This window comes from Pseudomonas sp. LB-090624 (assembly GCF_003205205.1).
GTDB lineage: Bacteria > Pseudomonadota > Gammaproteobacteria > Pseudomonadales > Pseudomonadaceae > Aquipseudomonas.
Genome location: NZ_QJRL01000004.1, coordinates 32,952 through 50,294, shown reverse-complemented (window position 1 = coordinate 50,294; position 17,343 = coordinate 32,952). Strand labels below are relative to the sequence as shown.

At 61.3% G+C, this 17,343-nt stretch carries 19 protein-coding genes; 12 read left to right on the top strand and 7 right to left on the bottom strand.

Features of this window, described 5'->3' with window-relative positions; genetic code table 11:
• From DMX11_RS05870 to DMX11_RS05860, 3 genes are read right to left on the bottom strand one after another with little or no spacing between them, the layout of a single operon-like run.
• Complete coding sequence (locus tag DMX11_RS05870; RefSeq protein WP_110743640.1) at positions 1-1,272, bottom strand: dihydrolipoamide acetyltransferase family protein; 1,272 nt, start codon at positions 1,270-1,272, stop codon at positions 1-3.
• Positions 1,273-2,331 (bottom strand): alpha-ketoacid dehydrogenase subunit beta, encoded by a 1,059-nt coding sequence (locus DMX11_RS05865; RefSeq protein ID WP_012273542.1) that lies wholly within the window; start codon positions 2,329-2,331, stop codon positions 1,273-1,275.
• Position 2,332: 1 nt separating this feature from the next.
• Complete coding sequence (locus tag DMX11_RS05860) at positions 2,333-3,565, bottom strand: 3-methyl-2-oxobutanoate dehydrogenase (2-methylpropanoyl-transferring) subunit alpha (RefSeq protein ID WP_110743639.1); 1,233 nt, start codon at positions 3,563-3,565, stop codon at positions 2,333-2,335.
• Positions 3,566-3,763: 198 nt separating this feature from the next.
• On the opposite strand from DMX11_RS05860, the gene bkdR reads away from it, so the two are divergent.
• From bkdR to DMX11_RS05845, 3 genes are all read left to right on the top strand, one after another.
• Complete coding sequence (bkdR, locus tag DMX11_RS05855) at positions 3,764-4,249, top strand: Bkd operon transcriptional regulator BkdR (RefSeq protein ID WP_012273540.1); 486 nt, start codon at positions 3,764-3,766, stop codon at positions 4,247-4,249.
• Positions 4,250-4,411: 162 nt separating this feature from the next.
• On the top strand, positions 4,412-5,653 hold the full coding sequence (locus DMX11_RS05850) for a glutamine synthetase family protein (protein WP_177410716.1): 1,242 nt from the start codon (positions 4,412-4,414) through the stop codon (positions 5,651-5,653).
• Positions 5,654-5,781: 128 nt separating this feature from the next.
• The gene (locus tag DMX11_RS05845; protein ID WP_110743637.1) at positions 5,782-7,122 is read left to right on the top strand and encodes an MFS transporter; all 1,341 of its coding nucleotides are present in this window, start codon (positions 5,782-5,784) and stop codon (positions 7,120-7,122) included.
• A 69-nt stretch (positions 7,123-7,191) separates the two neighbouring features.
• On the opposite strand, the gene DMX11_RS05840 is transcribed toward DMX11_RS05845, so the two are convergent.
• From DMX11_RS05840 to flgA, 4 genes are all read right to left on the bottom strand, one after another.
• Positions 7,192-7,935 carry a flagellar brake protein gene (locus DMX11_RS05840; RefSeq protein ID WP_110743636.1) on the bottom strand — a complete coding sequence of 248 codons (744 nt, stop codon included), beginning with the start codon at positions 7,933-7,935 and terminating at the stop codon, positions 7,192-7,194.
• Positions 7,936-8,014: 79 nt separating this feature from the next.
• The gene (locus DMX11_RS05835; protein ID WP_110743635.1) at positions 8,015-8,482 is read right to left on the bottom strand and encodes a flagella synthesis protein FlgN; all 468 of its coding nucleotides are present in this window, start codon (positions 8,480-8,482) and stop codon (positions 8,015-8,017) included.
• A gap of 49 nt (positions 8,483-8,531) precedes the next feature.
• Positions 8,532-8,846 carry a flagellar biosynthesis anti-sigma factor FlgM gene (gene flgM / locus DMX11_RS05830; protein WP_110743634.1) on the bottom strand — a complete coding sequence of 105 codons (315 nt, stop codon included), beginning with the start codon at positions 8,844-8,846 and terminating at the stop codon, positions 8,532-8,534.
• Between the two features lie 163 nt (positions 8,847-9,009).
• Positions 9,010-9,762, bottom strand: a complete 753-nt coding sequence (flgA, locus tag DMX11_RS05825) for a flagellar basal body P-ring formation chaperone FlgA (protein WP_110743633.1) — start codon at positions 9,760-9,762, stop codon at positions 9,010-9,012.
• 77 nt (positions 9,763-9,839) lie between these two features.
• Here flgA and DMX11_RS05820 point away from each other — a divergent pair, with 77 nt between their 5' ends.
• From DMX11_RS05820 to flgG, 9 genes are all read left to right on the top strand, one after another.
• Positions 9,840-10,769, top strand: a complete 930-nt coding sequence (locus DMX11_RS05820; protein ID WP_110743632.1) for a chemotaxis protein CheV — start codon at positions 9,840-9,842, stop codon at positions 10,767-10,769.
• 52 nt (positions 10,770-10,821) lie between these two features.
• Positions 10,822-11,649, top strand: coding sequence for a protein-glutamate O-methyltransferase CheR (gene cheR / locus DMX11_RS05815; RefSeq protein ID WP_110743631.1), 828 nt, complete (start codon positions 10,822-10,824; stop codon positions 11,647-11,649).
• A 285-nt stretch (positions 11,650-11,934) separates the two neighbouring features.
• Positions 11,935-12,345, top strand: a complete 411-nt coding sequence (flgB, locus tag DMX11_RS05810) for a flagellar basal body rod protein FlgB (protein ID WP_012051595.1) — start codon at positions 11,935-11,937, stop codon at positions 12,343-12,345.
• Positions 12,346-12,347: 2 nt separating this feature from the next.
• On the top strand, positions 12,348-12,791 hold the full coding sequence (gene flgC, locus DMX11_RS05805) for a flagellar basal body rod protein FlgC (protein ID WP_026034446.1): 444 nt from the start codon (positions 12,348-12,350) through the stop codon (positions 12,789-12,791).
• 15 nt (positions 12,792-12,806) lie between these two features.
• On the top strand, positions 12,807-13,511 hold the full coding sequence (flgD, locus tag DMX11_RS05800) for a flagellar hook assembly protein FlgD (protein WP_110743630.1): 705 nt from the start codon (positions 12,807-12,809) through the stop codon (positions 13,509-13,511).
• A 31-nt stretch (positions 13,512-13,542) separates the two neighbouring features.
• Positions 13,543-15,297, top strand: coding sequence for a flagellar hook-basal body complex protein (locus DMX11_RS05795; protein WP_110743629.1), 1,755 nt, complete (start codon positions 13,543-13,545; stop codon positions 15,295-15,297).
• Positions 15,298-15,369: 72 nt separating this feature from the next.
• Entirely contained in the window at positions 15,370-15,558 is a 189-nt protein-coding gene (locus tag DMX11_RS26160) for a hypothetical protein (protein ID WP_110743628.1), read from the top strand.
• Positions 15,559-15,763: 205 nt separating this feature from the next.
• Positions 15,764-16,504 (top strand): flagellar basal body rod protein FlgF, encoded by a 741-nt coding sequence (locus DMX11_RS05785; RefSeq protein ID WP_110743834.1) that lies wholly within the window; start codon positions 15,764-15,766, stop codon positions 16,502-16,504.
• 48 nt (positions 16,505-16,552) lie between these two features.
• Complete coding sequence (flgG, locus tag DMX11_RS05780) at positions 16,553-17,338, top strand: flagellar basal-body rod protein FlgG (protein ID WP_012051601.1); 786 nt, start codon at positions 16,553-16,555, stop codon at positions 17,336-17,338.
• The last annotated feature ends 5 nt before the right edge of the window (positions 17,339-17,343 follow it).

Here is a 17,343-nt window from a genome sequence, read left to right as displayed (position 1 = left end):
TCACTCCACGAACAGGCAGGCGGGTTGTTCGAGCAGGCCGCGCACGGCCTGAATGAACAGGGCGGCGTCCATGCCATCGACCACGCGGTGGTCGAACGAGCTGGACAAATTCATCATCTTGCGCACGACGATCTGGCCATCGATCACCACGGGCCGTTCAACCATGCGGTTAACGCCGATGATCGCCACCTCCGGGGTGTTGACCACCGGCGTGCTGACAATGCCGCCCAACGCGCCGAGGCTGGTCAGGGTGATGGTCGAGCCGGACAGCTCCTCGCGGCTGGCCTTGTTGCTGCGCGCTGCGTTGGCCAAGCGCGAAATCTCGCTGGCGTTGGTCCACAGGCTGCCTGCTTCGGCATGGCGCAGCACCGGTACCATCAGGCCGTTGTCGCCCTGCGTGGCGATGCCGACATGCACCGCCCCATGGCGGGTGATGATTTGCGCTTCGTCGTCGTAGGTGGCGTTGATCTGGGGGAAGTCCCGCAGGGCCACGACCAGGGCGCGCACCAGGAATGGCAGCAAGGTCAGTTTGCCGCGGCTGTCGCCGTGCTTACTGTTGAGCTGTTGGCGCAGGGCCTCCAGGGCGGTGACGTCGATTTCTTCCACGTAGCTGAAATGTGCGACGCGGCGCTTGGCGTCCTGCATGCGCTGGGCGATCTTGCGGCGCAGGCCGATAACCTGCACCTGTTCACTGTCAGTGCGCTTGGCATAGCCATTCGGTGCCTGGCCGGCACTGCTTTGCGGTTTGCTCATGAAGGCGTCGAGGTCTTCGTGCAGGATGCGCCCGGCTGGGCCGCTGCCGTGCACGTAGCGCAACTCGATACCCGCATCCAGGGCGCGCTTGCGCACGGCTGGCGACGCCAGCGGCTTGTCGCCCGGCTGACGTGGCACGATGGGCGCGGCCTCGTGGCTGGCCGGGGGCTGGCAAGCAGCCAGTTTCACCTCTTTCTGCGGCTCTGGCTTGGCCGCTGCCGGGGCAGCCGGGGTTTCGACCTGTTTGGCCTGAGGCACATCCACATGGTTGCCGCTGCCTTCCACCTCGATGCGGATCAGCTCGCTGCCGACCGCCATCACCTCCCCAGGCTGCCCCCCCAGGGCCAGTACCTTGCCGCTGACCGGCGAGGGGATTTCCACGGTGGCCTTGTCGGTCATGACGTCGGCCACCACCTGGTCCTCGGCGATGATGTCGCCGACCTTGACGAACCATTCCACCAACTCGACCTGCGCGATGCCTTCGCCAATGTCCGGCATCTTGATGACGTGCGTGCCCATTCAGACCTCCATGACCTTTTTCAATGCCGCACCTACCCGCGAAGGGCCTGGGAAGTAAGCCCATTCCTGTGCGTGAGGGTAGGGGGTGTCCCAGCCGGTGACGCGCTCGATCGGCGCCTCCAGGTGGTGGAAGCAGTGCTCTTGCACCAGCGACACCAGTTCGGCACCGAAGCCGCAGGTGCGGGTGGCCTCGTGTACCACCACGCAACGGCCGGTCTTTTTCACCGACTCGACGATGGTGTCCAGGTCTAACGGCCACAGGCTGCGCAGGTCGATCACCTCGGCGTCGACGCCGCTTTCTTCGGCGGCCACCTGGGCCACGTACACCGTGGTGCCGTAAGTCAGTACGGTCACGTCATTGCCAGGACGGGTAATGGCGGCCTTGTCCAGCGGTACTGTGTAATAGCCGTCGGGCACGGCGCTGTGCGGGTGCTTCGACCACGGTGTTACAGGGCGGTCGTGGTGGCCATCGAACGGGCCGTTGTACAGGCGTTTGGGCTCCAGGAAGATAACCGGGTCATCGCATTCGATCGAGGCAATCAGCAGGCCTTTGGCGTCATACGGGTTGGACGGCATGACGGTGCGCAGGCCGCACACCTGGGTGAACATCGCCTCCGGGCTCTGGCTGTGGGTCTGGCCGCCATAGATACCGCCGCCGCAGGGCATGCGCAGGGTCAGCGGGGCGATGAATTCGCCGGCTGAACGGTAACGCAGGCGGGCCATTTCCGAGACGATCTGGTCGGAGGCCGGGTAGAAGTAGTCGGCGAACTGGATTTCCACCACCGGGCGCAGGCCGTAGGCACCCATGCCCACGGCGGTGCCGACGATGCCACTTTCGGAGATGGGGGCGTCGAACACGCGGGACTTGCCGTACTTGGTCTGCAAGCCCTCGGTGCAGCGGAACACGCCGCCGAAGTAACCGACGTCCTGGCCGTACACCACTACATTGTCGTCGCGCTCAAGCATGACATCCATGGCCGAGCGCAGGGCCTGGATCATGGTCATGGTAGTGGTGGCCATGGCGGTTTCCGGGTTGATGCTGTTGTTATGGTCGTTCATCTCAAACCCCCAGTTCCTGGCGCTGTCGGCGCAAGTGGTCGGGCATTTCCTTGTACACGTCCTCGAACATCGAGGCGGCGCTCGGGATGTGACCGTTGGCCAGGGTGCCGTACTGCTCGGCCTCCTTCTGCGCGGCAATCACCGCGGCTTCGAACTCGGCCGTGGTGGCCTGGTGTTCTTCCTCGGACCAGTGGCCGATCTTGATCAGGTGCTGCTTCAGGCGGGCGATCGGGTCGCCCAGCGGGAAGTGGCTCCAGTCATCGGCGGGGCGGTACTTGGACGGATCGTCGGAGGTCGAGTGCGGGCCGGCACGGTAGGTGACCCACTCGATCAGGCTTGGGCCCAGGCCGCGGCGGGCGCGTTCGGCGGCCCAGCGCGAGGCGGCGTATACGGCGACGAAGTCGTTGCCGTCAACCCGCAGCGAGGCAATGCCGCAGCCCACGCCACGGCCGGCGAACGTGGTCGACTCGCCACCGGCAATGGCCTGGAAGGTAGAAATCGCCCACTGGTTGTTGACCACGTTGAGGATCACCGGGGCGCGGTAAACGTGGGCAAAGGTCAGGGCTGTGTGGAAGTCCGACTCGGCGGTGGCGCCGTCACCGATCCACGCCGAAGCAATCTTGGTATCGCCCTTGATCGCCGACGCCATGGCCCAGCCGACGGCCTGCACGAACTGAGTCGCCAGGTTGCCACTGATGGTGAAGAAGCCGGCTTCGCGTACCGAATACATGATCGGTAGCTGGCGGCCCTTGAGCGGGTCGCGCTCGTTGGACAGCAGCTGGCAGATCATCTCTACCAGCGACACGTCGCGGGCCATCAGGATGCTTTGCTGGCGGTAGGTCGGGAAGCACATGTCGGTGCGGTTCAGCGCCAGCGCCTGGCCGCTGCCAATGGCTTCTTCGCCCAGGCTCTGCATGTAGAAAGACATCTTCTTCTGGCGCTGGGCAACCACCATGCGGCTGTCGAAGATCCGCGTCTTGAGCATGGCGCGCATGCCCTGGCGGAGGATTTGCGGGTCGATGTCTTCGGCCCACGGGCCTTGGGCATTGCCTTGCTCATCGAGCACGCGGACCAGGCTGTAGGACAGGTCGGCCGTGTCGGCGGCATCTACATCGACAGGGGGTTTACGGGCTTGACCCGCGTCATTCAGGCGCAGGTAGGAAAAATCGGTCTGGCAGCCTGGCCGGCCGGTGGGCTCGGGCACATGCAAACGCAGGGGGGCGTACTCGTTCATGCTTTTTACGCTCGCTCGGGTATTTGTTTTTGTGAGCTCTGAAGCGGCCGCCGCTGAGTACCGGCTTGTGACTGGTAGGTCAGCGTCATCTACATCTTAGTGGTCCGGCAGGAGAATTTTTCTCTCAAGTTGATTGCCTTTGCCGAGCGGTGCAGATAAACATTCCGCATAAACACAAGAAACCGGTGATTTTGTCTCATGCGCAAACTCGATCGTACCGATATCGGCATTCTCAACAGCCTGCAGGAGAACGCCCGCATCACCAACGCCGAGCTGGCACGCTCGGTAAACCTGTCGCCCACGCCCTGTTTCAACCGGGTGCGGGCCATGGAGGAGCTGGGGGTTATCCGCCAGCAGGTGACGTTGCTGTCACCGGAGGCGCTAGGGCTGGATGTGAACGTGTTCATCCATGTCAGCCTGGAAAAACAGGTAGAGCAGTCGCTGCACCGCTTCGAGGAAGAAATTGCCGAACGGCCGGAAGTGATGGAGTGCTACCTGATGACCGGTGACCCGGATTACCTGCTGCGGGTGCTGTTGCCGAGCATCCAGGCGCTGGAGCGGTTTCTTGATTACCTGACGCGCTTGCCGGGGGTGGCGAATATCCGGTCGAGTTTTGCCTTGAAGCAAGTGCGGTACAAGACCGCCTTGCCACTGCCGGCCAACGGCATGACCTTGCGGGAGTAGAGGCGTTCAAAGAGGGTGCTTGATATTTTAAACACCCACAGCCTATGTTGTTGTCAGCCTACAACAACAAGGACAAGCGTCATGAGCACTGCTCACCTCCACGGCATCGATGAAATCGAATGTGTCACCCCCGACCTCAATGGTGTCCCGCGTGGCAAGGTGATGACCGCCGAAGGCTTTCTCGAGGGCCGCCGCCTGCAGATGGCCCGGGGTGTGCTGCTGCAGTGCATCATGGGCGGCTACCCGCCGGCCAGGTTTTACGGCAGCGACGACGGTGACCTGGCGCTGGTGGCCGAGCCCCACCAGGTCCACCGCCTGCCCTGGAGCGATGACGGCCGCGCCTTGGCCATTTGCGACGCCGTCGAACTGGATGGCCGGCCTTCGGCGCTGTCCACCCGTGGCCAGCTCAAGGCGGTGATCGACCGCTACGCAGCGCTGGGCCTGGCACCGGTGGTGGCGACCGAGCTCGAGTTCTTCGTGTTCGCCCCCAACAGCGACCCGCAGCAACCGTTCCAGCCACCGCTGGGCATCGACGGCCGCCGCGAGTTGGGCCATAGCGCATTTAGCGTCAGCTCCAACAACGGCCTGCGGCCGTTCTTCAAGGAGGTCTACCAGTGCATGGCCGCGCTGGGCCTGCCGCGTGACACCTTCATGCACGAAATGGGCGTCAGCCAGTTCGAGATCAACCTGTTGCACGGCGACCCGTTGCTGCTGGCCGACCAGACCTTCCTGTTCAAGCACCTGCTCAAGGAAGTGGCGCTCAAGCACGGGCTGACGGTGGTCTGCATGGCCAAGCCGCTGGCGCGCACGCCCGGCAGTTCCATGCACATTCACCAGAGCCTGGTCGAGGCTGACAGCGGGCGCAACGTGTTCAGCGACGAGCAAGGCCTGCCGACCGACACCTTCCACCACTTCATCGGTGGGTTGCAGGCGTGCATGGCCGACTTCACCGCGCTGTTCGCGCCCAATGTCAATTCTTACCAACGCCTTTGCCACCCCTATGCCTCGCCGAACAATGCCTGCTGGTCTGAAGACAACCGCGCCGCCGGCTTGCGTATCCCGGCCAGTGCGCCGGTGGCACGGCGGGTGGAAAACCGCCTGCCTGGCGCCGATGCCAACCCGTACCTGGCCATCGCCGCCAGCCTGGCCGCCGGGCTGCACGGCATCGAGCAGCGCTTGCAGCCGTCGCCTGCCATCCAGGGCGAGTTCGAGGTGCCGGACCACCTGGCCCTTCCTTGCACCTTGCATGCGGCGCTGGACCGGCTCAAGCGCAGTGCGCTGGCGCGGGAACTGTTCGGTAGCGAGTTCATCGAAGGCTACATCGCCAGCAAGACCCTGGAGCTGACCGATTTCTTCGACGAGATCACCCCGTGGGAGCGACGGGTGCTGGCAGCACAGGCCTGATCGCGACACGACCTGCACCGGACGCGCCCCAGCGCCGTTAAATCGCAGCTGGGGGCCTGCGCCAGGCGGTTTTTGCCCTTATGCTGCTAGCACCCCCGCCACCTGACCAAGGGAGCTTCACGGGACCTATGCGAAATATATGGAAGCCGTTTCAGTCGTTGTATTTCGCCGCGCTGATGATGTTGATCGGCTCGGGCCTGCTCAGTACCTACCTGGCTTTGCGCCTGGCCGCCGATCATGTCGACAGCCTGTGGATTGGTGCGCTGATGGCGGCCAACTACTTCGGCCTGGCGCTGGGTGGCAAAGTCGGACACCGGCTGATCGGCCGGGTCGGGCACATACGCGCCTATGCGACCTGTGCCGGTATCGTCGGTGCGGCGGTGCTCGGCCATGGCCTGACCAACTGGTTGCCGGCCTGGGTCGGGCTGCGCATGATCGTCGGCCTGGGCATGATGTGCCAGTACATGGTGATCGAGAGCTGGCTAAACGAGCAGGCCGATGTGAAGCACCGCGGTGCGGTGTTCAGCGGCTACATGATTGCCTCGTACCTGGGGCTGGTGCTTGGCCAGCTGATCCTGGTAGTACACCCGCAACTCGGGCCTGAGCTGCTGATGTTGGTGGCGATGTGTTTTGCCCTGTGCCTGGTGCCGGTGGCGATGACCCGGCGCATTCACCCGGCGCCATTGCGCCCGGCGCCGATGGAGCCGAAGTTCTTCATCAAGCGGGTGCCCCAGTCGCTCAGCACGGTACTGGGCTCGGGCCTTATCGTTGGCTCGTTCTACGGCCTGGCGCCTTTGTATGCCTCCAGCCAGGGTATGACGACCGAGCAGATCGGTCTGTTCATGGGTAGCTGCATCTTTGCCGGCCTGCTGGTGCAGTGGCCGCTGGGCTGGTTGTCGGACCGTTACGACCGCGCGGTGCTGATCCGTAGTGTGGCGGTGGGCCTGGCACTGGCCGCTGCGCCGCTGGCGATATTGCCCAGTGTGCCGCTGGAGCTGCTGTTCGGCATCGGCTTCCTTATTTCGTTGCTGCAGTTCTGCCTGTATCCGCTGGCGGTGGCGTTTTCCAACGACCACGTGGAAAGCGAGCGGCGGGTGTCGCTGACGGCGATGCTGCTGGTCACCTATGGCGTTGGCGCCTGTATCGGGCCTTTGGCGGCCGGTGTGCTGATGAAGGTGTTGGGCCCGCAGATGCTGTACGCCTTCTTCGTGTTCTTCGCGCTGGTGCTGGTGTGGCGTATCCGGCCCAAAGCGGTTACCGGCCTGCACCAGGTGCAAGACGCGCCGCTGGGCCACGTGGCGATGCCGGCGGCAGGTTCGCCATTGTCGGCAGCGCTGGACCCGCGGGTGGATGAGCAGACCGTGCAGGACGTGATGCAGGCGCCGGTGGCGGCGGAAGATACCGAGGATGAAGATAAAGGGGCTGAGCAGCAGGCAGCTGAACCGGAGGAGGTCAGCAAGTCGGTGTGAGGTCGGCACAGGAAGGGCACACATGAAAACGCCACCTCGACAGGTGGCGTTTTTGCATTCAGCCGACGATCAATAGTCGTCTTTGTCGAACCGCCGCGCCTCACGCTGCAACTGGTACACAAAACTCTCGATCTTGCGTTGCGCCTGGCCACTGAGGTTGTGGAAACGTACGCCGGCAAAGGTGGTGTTGATGCGCTCTTCATAATGCAAGTGGCGCAGCTCGACCATGGTGTCAACCAGGCCCAGCGGGTTGCCTGCCTTGAAACGCTCGTACACCTGGCCCAGTTGCAGGCGGTCTTCGACATTGCCGTCGAAGCGCAGCTTGCAGCCAGTGGCCGAGATATCCAGCAGCTTGCCACGCAGGGCGCCGTTACCTTTGAGGTGGGCGCCATCGAGGATGATATCGACCAGCTGCGACAGCTTCAGCGCGGCGCGGAAGGCGTTGCGGCGCTGATGGTAGGTCATTTCCTCCGGCATGGCACCGCTGTAGCAGCGGTGGCCGTCGACTTCAGTGATCTTCAGCTCGTGATCGCATTCCCAGGCGATGCGCACGCCATCGTGAAAGCCCTCAACGCGGAAATGCTCGCCGTTTTCGATGAATTTCTCACCGTCGCGCGGGATCATCTCGTCCAGTGCCAGGGTGTTGCTTTCACGGTCCACATGCACCACATAGCTCTGGAAACGCTGGCTGCGGTCGTGGAACGTGATAATCAGGGGGTCGTGACTTTCCTGCAGCTGCCGCAAGTTTGCCGCAATCTCCAAGGGGGTGCTCAGCACCTTTGGTGGTTGCGGGGCATCGGATTCATTGAACACGGCTTATCGTTCTCCAGGCAAAAGCGACACATGCAAGTAACGGCATTTTGCCAGTATGTTCCGTGCCTTGATAGAAAAATCAGACTTGGCTGAGTGCGCGTGGCTTGGCCAGCGGCGACGTGCTGCCACGGCTGTCGTACAGTGACGGCGAATCACCGCCCATGAGGATTCGAATCTGGTTGCTGGTGACGTGTTGCTGCACCTGGATGATCCGGCCATTGGTCTCGTTAAGCTGTTGACAGGCTTGCATCAATTGGCTGATCACGTCGAGTTGTTGCAGGATCAATTCACCGTTGGCCGATTGTGCTGCCACAGCCTCCACACCGGCGCGGTCTGCACTCAGGCCAAGGCTGGTAAGCAGGTTATTGCGGCGTAGGCCTTGCTGCTCCAATAACACGATCAACGACTGCTTGCGGGCCAGGATGGTTTCCAGTGGTGCCATATCGCGGCCATGCAGGGCTACCGACTCTTTCTGCAGAAGGTCGCGCAGCTCTTGCATCGGGGCAATGTCATCTTCGATCAGTTGCAGCAAGGTGGTGTCGTGCATGGCTAACTCTTGGCTTTTCAGGCGTCCGTGAAGTCAGCGCGCCGTACGGTCAGCGCTGGGCTTCGAAATCGAGCAGTTTGCTGGCGACCCGGCCGGCATCGACCTGGTAGCTGCCGTCGGCGATTGCCTGCTTCAACTGGGCCACACGGGCGCTGTTGACTACTGGCTCGTCGCGCAGCTTGTCGCTGATCTTCTGCAACTGCTGTGCCTCTTGGCTGAGGTGTACCGCCTCTCCGCTGGCGCTGGTGTCTTTCACCGCATCCTGGCTGGCTGCCGGCTTTTCGGCGCTGCCGGACGCGGTGTTGCCGCGCACGCCGCCCGTGACGGACGGAGAATTATTCAAACGACTGAAGTCGATGACCATGATCAGAAACCTCTGGGTATTTGGACGCTTGCCTTGTTTTCGGCCAACCCGAAAGAAACTTTAGGCACAAATGCATAGCCGCCTGTCAGCAAGCTCGCGACCCATGTTCTGACACAGTTTAGGAAAAGCGGTTCCTCTCTGCCAGCGCAATCTGGCGACTGGCCTACATACTGACCTCGACCTGGCCTGGGCCAGTGACCCTGGCCTTGACCACCCGTTTGGAGTTCAGGTTGCGTACCCGTATCTGTTCGCTCAGGCCGCCCTTGCTCAGCGCTTCGCCGGGCATGCGGACGCTCAGGCTGCCACTGCGGGCGATGATCACCACCTGGTCACCCTTGCGCACCACCTCGGCCTGTTGCAGGTGCTGCGGGGTCAGTACCTGGTCGATCACGGTGGGGCGCAGCATCTTCATGCCCACTGCCTGGTCCAGTTCGGTCAGGAAGCCCTGGCCGAGAGTGCCGACATCGCGCTCGCGCAGGGCCACGTCGCCTTCGCCCACCGTGTTGTCCCGCTTGAGCGGGCGCGTCACCACCACCACGTCGCGGAACAGCCGCACCGTCGCCGGCACGAACACGGTCCACGGCGCTGCGCTATCACAGCGTACCCGCACCGTCACCCGGCCCAGCGGCTGCGCGGGGCTTTCCAGCGAAGCGTCAAGCTGCTGGCTGCACAACGGCATGCGCAGGCGCGGGTCCAGCGAGTTGACCTGGATTTCATAGCGGCCGGCAGTCTGGGTGCTGGCGAGGTAATCTTCGACGGTGAATTCAAGAAACCCTTGGGTGACACCGATAAGCTGTTCAGGCAAGGTGAACGCGTCCGCGACAGTGCGCACGCCGGGCACCAGCAGGCACAGCGTGGCCAGCAAGCCAGTCAGCAGGCGCGTCAATCGTCGGAAAAATGTCGTTTTCGTATGCATGACGCTCAAAAAAGCAAAGCCCGTGCCGACTCGCTACCTGAGTTGCAACGAAAGGCTGAAACATTAAGGAGTCTGGCATGGCGGGTGTTATGGATTCGGTCAACCAGCGCACGCAGCTGGTGGGGCAGAATCGCCTGGAACTGCTGCTGTTCCGCCTCAATGGCGAGCAGCTTTACGGCATCAACGTATTCAAGGTCAGGGAGGTGCTGCAGTGCCCGGCGCTGACCCTGCTGCCCAAGGCGCACCCAGTGGTGCGTGGCGTTGCCAACATTCGTGGGGCCACCATTCCGATCCTCGACTTGTCGATGGCCACCGGGTTGCGGCCCCTGCAGGAAGACACGCGCAACAGTTTCGTGATCATCACCGAGTACAACACCAAGACCCAAGGCTTCCTGGTGCACTCGGTGGAGCGCATCGTCAACATGAACTGGGAAGAGATCCATCCGCCACCCAAGGGCACGGGCCGTGATCACTACCTGACCGCGGTCACCCGGGTGGACAACCGCATGGTCGAGATCATCGACGTTGAGAAGGTGCTGGCCGAAGTATCGCCGTCGTCCGAGTCGGTGTCGGCTGGGGTGGTCGATGCCGAGGTGCAGGACAAGGCCGTGCTGATGCGGGTGCTGACTGTCGACGACTCGTCGGTGGCACGCAAGCAGGTCAGCCGTTGCCTGCAGACCGTCGGCGTTGAGGTGGTGGCCCTCAACGACGGTCGTCAGGCCCTGAACTACCTGCGCCAGCTGGTGGACGACGGCAAAAAGCCCGAAGAAGAGTTCCTGATGATGATCTCGGACATTGAAATGCCGGAAATGGACGGCTATACGCTAACGGCAGAAATCCGCAGCGACCCGCGCATGCAAAAATTGCACATCTGCCTGCATACTTCGCTCTCCGGGGTATTTAACCAGGCAATGGTCAAGAAGGTCGGTGCCGATGACTTCCTGGCCAAGTTCAAGCCGGACGACCTGGCCCAGCGGGTGGTCGACCGGATCAAGGCAGCGCATTGAAGCAGCCGGGGGCAAGCCCCCCGGCACCAGTGATTGAAAAGAGGCGGCAGTAGTGTCTACGGGTAATTTGGATTTCGAACAGTTCCGGGTCTTCCTGGAAAAAGCCTGTGGCATCTTGCTGGGCGAAAATAAGCAGTACCTGGTGTCCAGCCGTCTCAACAAGCTGATGGAGCAACAGGGCATCAAGAGCCTGGGCGAGTTGGTGCAGCGCATCCAGGCCCAGCCACGCGGCGGCTTGCGCGAACAGGTGGTCGATGCCATGACCACCAACGAGACCCTGTGGTTTCGGGATACCTACCCGTTCGAGGTGCTGAAGAACAAAGTCATTCCCGAGTTCATCCGCAACAACCCCGGCCAGCGCCTGCGCATGTGGTCGGCGGCCTGTTCGTCGGGCCAGGAGCCGTACTCCATCTCGATGGCCATCGACGAGTTCGAGCGCAGCAACCTGGGGCAGTTGAAGATGGGGGCGCAAATCGTTGCCACCGACCTGTCCGGCACCATGCTGACCAACTGCAAGACCGGTGAGTACGACAGCCTGGCGATTGCCCGCGGCTTGTCGCAGGAGCGTCTGCAGCGCTACTTCGACCCCAAGGGGCCGGGGCGCTGGGCGGTCAAACCGGCGATCCGCAGCCGCGTCGAGTTCCGCTCGTTCAACCTGCTGGACAGCTATGCCAGCCTGGGCAAGTTCGACATCGTGTTCTGCCGCAACGTGCTGATCTACTTCTCGGCGCAGGTGAAGCGGGACATCCTGCTGCGCATCCACAGCACCCTCAAGCCGGGTGGTTACCTGTTCCTTGGTGCTTCAGAGGCGCTGAACGGCTTGCCGGACCATTACCAGATGGTGCAGTGCAGCCCGGGGATCATTTACCAGGCCAAGTAAGGTATGCCTGGAGGTGGGCGGCGCTCGATCTTCCAGGCGAAACACGTCTATCGCCAACCACGTCTATCGCGAAACAATGACGTCAATTTTTTGTTTTGCCGCTTTTGCCGCCCGGCAATTGCCGCTTTCGCCGCCCCAGGCGGAAGGCCTTTGCCGCTTTTCTGGCATCAGTCTGACAGTACGATTCCGCCAAGCCCCATAAACAGGGGCTTCGGCGTGGTTGGCACAGCCCTTGCTAAACCAAGCTCAACGAAATTCCGGTCAACCTCTGAAGGTTTCCCCGACATGAGCATCAGTTTCGACAAGGCGCTTGGTATCCACGAAAAGGCCCTGGGCTTCCGCGCCCAGCGCGCGGAGGTGCTGGCCAACAATATCGCCAACGCCGACACGCCCAATTACAAGGCGCGTGACATGGACTTTTCATCGGTGCTCGCCGCCGAGACCAGCAAGCAGCAAGGCGGCCGCTTTGCCATGGACCGTACCAATAGCCGGCACATCGAAGCCGAAGGCCTCGCCATCGCGGCTGACGATACCCTCAAGTACCGTACGCCGTTGCAGCCCTCGATCGACCAGAACACCGTGGACGCGCAGATCGAGCAATCGAACTACACCGAAAACGCTATCGGCTTCCAGGCCAGCTTCACCTTGCTCAACAGTAAATTCAAAGGGCTGGTTTCCGCCCTGCGGGGAGAATGATCATGTCCCTTTCCAGTGTCTTCAATATTGCCGGTAGCGGCATGAGTGCGCAGAACACGCGCCTCAACACCGTGGCTTCCAACATCGCCAACGCCGAGACCGTCTCATCGAGCATCGATCAGACCTACCGTGCCCGTCACCCGGTGTTCGCCACCACTTTCCAGGATGCGCAAGCCGGCGGCAGCCAGTCGCTGTTCGAGGATCAGGGCGAAGCAGGGCAGGGCGTACAGGTTAAAGGCATCGTCGAGGATCAGAGCACCCTCGAAGCGCGGTACGAACCGAACCATCCGGCGGCGAACAAGGACGGCTACGTCTACTACCCGAACGTCAACGTGGTCGAGGAGATGGCTGACATGATCTCCGCGAGTCGTGCGTTCCAGACCAACGCCGAATTGATGAATACGGCCAAGAGCATGATGCAGAAAGTGCTGACCCTGGGGCAGTGATAAGGAATTCAGACCATGGCAATCGATACTAGCGGTGTGAACCTCAATGACGTGCTGTCGGCGTCGGGCGTGGGCACCAGCACCAAAAAAACCACGGACACTGCATCCACAACCGGCAACGATTCGCTCGGCAAAGATGCTTTTCTGCAGCTGCTGGTCACTCAGATGCAGCACCAGAACCCGCTGGATCCGCAGGATAACGGCGAGTTTGTTGCCCAGCTGGCGCAGTTCAGTAGCCTGGAAGGCATCACCTCGCTGAACGACTCCGTAAGCGCCATCACCAGTGCAATGGCCTCGTCCCAGGCGCTGCAGGCATCGTCGCTGGTAGGTCGGTCGGTGGTGGTTCAGAACGACAAGGCTGTGGTTGATACCGCTGAAAGCTTCAATGCCCAGTTCGTTGTGCCCCAGGCCATCAGTGAGGCGAAGATCACCATCAAGGACAAGGACGGCAACACGGTCAAGACCATCGAGTTGGGTGAGCAGAAAGCCGGTTACGCCGACTTCATCTGGGACGGTACCAACAACAGTGGCGAGAAAGTGGACCCGGGTACTTACACCTTCACCGCTAGCACCACAGTCGATGGCCAGGCGGCGCAAATGAGCACGCTGTTGCCGGCCAAGGTGACCAGCGTCAGCTTCAGTGCCTCAGGAGAAATGGTGCTCAACCTTGCCGGCGTAGGCAAGGTCTCTCTCTCCGACGTGCAAACCATTGGTATCTAAGGCCCGCTAGAGCGGCAAAAGGAGCGAATTCATGTCTTTCAATATCGGCCTTAGCGGTCTGTACGCAGCCAACAAGCAACTGGACGTCACCGGCAACAACATCGCCAACGTCAATACCACGGGGTTCAAGTCCTCGCGTGCCGAGTTCGCGGATGTTTATGCGGGCGCCAACCGCCTGGGTGTCGGCAAGAACCAGGTGGGCAACGGCGTGCGCTTGGCAGCCATTTCCCAGCAATTTACCCAGGGTGATATAAACACCACCGGCAATGTGCTGGACATGGGCATTCAGGGGCAGGGCTTCTTCGTGCTGTCAGACAACGGCTCGCAGGTTTACACGCGGGCGGGCTCTTTTCAGCCTAGCAGTGACAACTTCGTCGAGACCTCCGATGGCCTGCGCCTGCAAGGTTACATGGCGGATGCCAACGGCAAGATCCAGAAGGGCGGCCTGACCGACCTGAAAATCGACACATCGGCACTGCAGCCCAAGCCGACCTCGTTGATCGATCAGGGTATCAACCTGAACTCCTCGGCGGACTCGATTCCTTTCCAGGTGTATGACAACACCAAGCCGCCGACAATGGCCGCATTCGACCCTGCGGACCCAAGCACTTATCAGCGCTCCAGCACCAGTACCGTGCTGGATGCTGACGGCGTCCAGCACGAAGTGCAGCAGTACTACCGCAAGACCGATACCAACGAATGGACCATGTACACGCTGGTCGATGGTCGTAACCCGTTCGACCCGGCCAGTACCACCCCATTGGCTGGCACCATCAACTACAACAGTGATGGCACCATCAGCTCCATGCAGGCCGACACCACTGGCGTGCCAAGTGGTGCATCGTTCACTGTCAGCAACGGTGCATTTGCCATGACCGGCTGGGTCCCAGCCGCTCAGGATGCCAATGGCGACTGGGGTGCCAGTGGCGCGGCAGGTACTGACCTGGCGGTGGGTGTTACCTCGCCTGCCTTGGTAGCGAACAAGCCGTTCGATCCTTCTGACGATACGACCTATACCCGCTCGTTCCCGACCAAGGTGTATGACAGTCAGGGTAACGAACACACCATGGAGCAGTTCTATCGCAAGACGGGCACCAACCAGTGGACCATGTACACCCTCGTTGACGGGCGTAACCCTTTCAATCCGGGGAGTACGGAACCACTGGTAGGCACGATCGCATTCAACAGTGATGGTTCGGTCAACTCGATGACAGCCGACAACACCGGGCATCCGGCGGGTGCCTCCTTCACGGTCGTCAACAATACCTTCAGCATGATTGGCTGGGTGCCGGCAGTTGAAGATGCTTCGGGTAGCTGGAGTGCCAATGGCGCGGTGGGCGATGCTGCCGGCATGAAAATGTCGATGGCCAGCACGACCTCCTACAACACCGAAACTGCGCGGATGTCCCAGTCTCAGGATGGTTATGCCACGGGCATCCTGTCCAACCTGAGCATAGACGCGACAGGTGTACTGTTCGCCTCCTTCAGCAATGGCCAGTCGCGAGCCATTGGCCAGGTTGCACTCGCGAGCTTCGCCAACGAGCAGGGGTTGCAGCAAATTGGCAGTACCCGTTGGACCGAGACCTACAACTCTGGCATTCCGGGTATCGATTCGCCGAAAACCGGTACTTTGGGTGCCATCGAGTCCAACTCGCTGGAAGGTTCCAACGTCAATCTGACCCAGGAGCTGGTTGATCTGATCAAGGCGCAAAGCTATTACCAGGCAAATGCCAAGACCATTTCGACCGAAAGTACCGTCATGCAGACCATCATTCAGATGACTTGATCGTCATTGCTTGAGTGCGTGCGGACAAACCCCTTTCTCGTGAAGGGGTTTGTTGTTTTTGCAGGAGAGGGGATGAAAAGACTATTGGTCGGAATGCTGCTTGCTTGCTGCCTTGCTCAGGTGCAGGCGGCGCCAGCGCTTTACTGGCGATGGGAAAGCCTGGTGGATGGGCGTCTGGTGTGTTCGCAGTGGTCACCCGGTGAAGGCTGGAGGCGCTTTGCCGGGCCCTACAACAATGCGCGTTGCCGGGATCTGCCGTAGGCACAGGTTTGCCTGTGATAGAAACCATTTTGCCGCCAACGGCAAAGCGGCGCCGGATAACCGGCGGCTGTCGCTGCCCGGGCTTTCTCAATTGCCCGTATTCATGGGCTTTTTCGTGTTTTTGACAAGTTGGTTCGGAACTTGCTTTAGCCCTTGCAAAGCAACGGCGAACGGCAAACGGCCGCCAGTGCAATGGAGGATGATTGTGGACAAGATGCTTTATGTGGCCATGACCGGGGCCAGCCAGAACGCGCTGGCGCAGAAGGCTCATGCCAACAACCTGGCCAACATTTCTACCAATGGTTTTCAGCGTGATCTGGAACAGGCGCGCTCGATGCCGGTGTTTGGTGACAGCTTTCCGGCGCGTGCCTTTGCCATGACCGAACGCCCGGGTACCGACTTCAGTGAAGGCCCGATGGTGGAAACCGGCCGGGACCTGGATGTGACCGTAAGCGGTAATGGTTTTATCGCTGTGCAAGCGCCAGATGGCAGCGAAGCGTATGTGCGTACCGGTAGCCTGAACATCGATGCACTTGGGGTGTTGCGTGCTGGCAACGGCATGCCTGTGCTCGGTAACGGCGGCCCTATTGCCATCCCGCCTGAACAAAAGGTCGAAGTCGGCTCCGACGGCACCATCAGCATCCGCTCCATGGGTGAAGACCCTCGCGTGATGGCAGAGGTCGACCGCATCAAGCTGGTCAACCCCGACACCAAAGGCCTGACCAAAGGCGAGGACGGGCTGATTCACACCACGTCCGGTCAACCCGCCGATGCCGACATCAATGTGCGGGTGGTATCAGGCTTTCTGCAGGGCAGCAATGTCAACGCCGTCGAGGAAATGACCTCTGTACTGGCGCTGTCCCGTCAGTTCGAACTGCACGTCAAGATGATGAACGCGGCCAAGGAAGGCGATGAAGCCATGGCGCGTGTTTTGCAACTCGGCTAACCACATTTGAACGGGTGCCGTAAATCAGGCGCACGAGGAGAACACTAAATGCTTCCGGCTCTCTGGGTCGCTAAAACCGGCCTGTCCGCACAGGACACCAACCTGACGGTCATCTCCAACAACCTGGCCAACGTCTCGACCACCGGCTTCAAGCGGGATCGTGCCGAATTCCAGGACCTGCTGTACCAGATCAAGCGTCAGCCAGGTGCGCAGTCTACCCAGGACAGCGAGTTGCCGTCGGGCCTGCAGGTCGGTACCGGTGTGCGCATTGTCGGCACCCAGAAAAACTTCCAGACCGGCAGCTTGCAGACCACGGAAAACCCGCTGGATATGGCCGTCAATGGCCGTGGTTTCTTCCAGATCCTGCAACCTGACGGCACCGTCTCCTACACCCGCGACGGTACGTTCCACCTGAACTCCGACGGCCAGATCGTCAACGCCGATGGCTTGGCACTGGAGCCGGCCATTGTGGTCCCGAACGACGCCCAGACCTTCACTGTCGGCCAGGACGGCACGGTGTCGATCACCACCGCCGGCAACCCGGCTGCGCAGGTTATCGGCAACATTCAGACCGCCGATTTCATCAACCCGGCTGGCCTGCAGGCGATGGGTAACAACCTGTTCCTGGAAACCGCCGCCAGTGGCGCGCCGCAGGTCGGTACTCCAGGGCTCAACGGCTTCGGCACTACCCTGCAGCAGACGCTGGAAAACTCAAACGTCAGCACGGTGGAAGAGCTGGTGAACATGATCACGACCCAGCGTGCCTACGAGATGAACTCCAAGGTCATCTCCACCGCCGACCAGATGCTGTCGTTCGTTACTCAGCAGCTCTAAGCCCT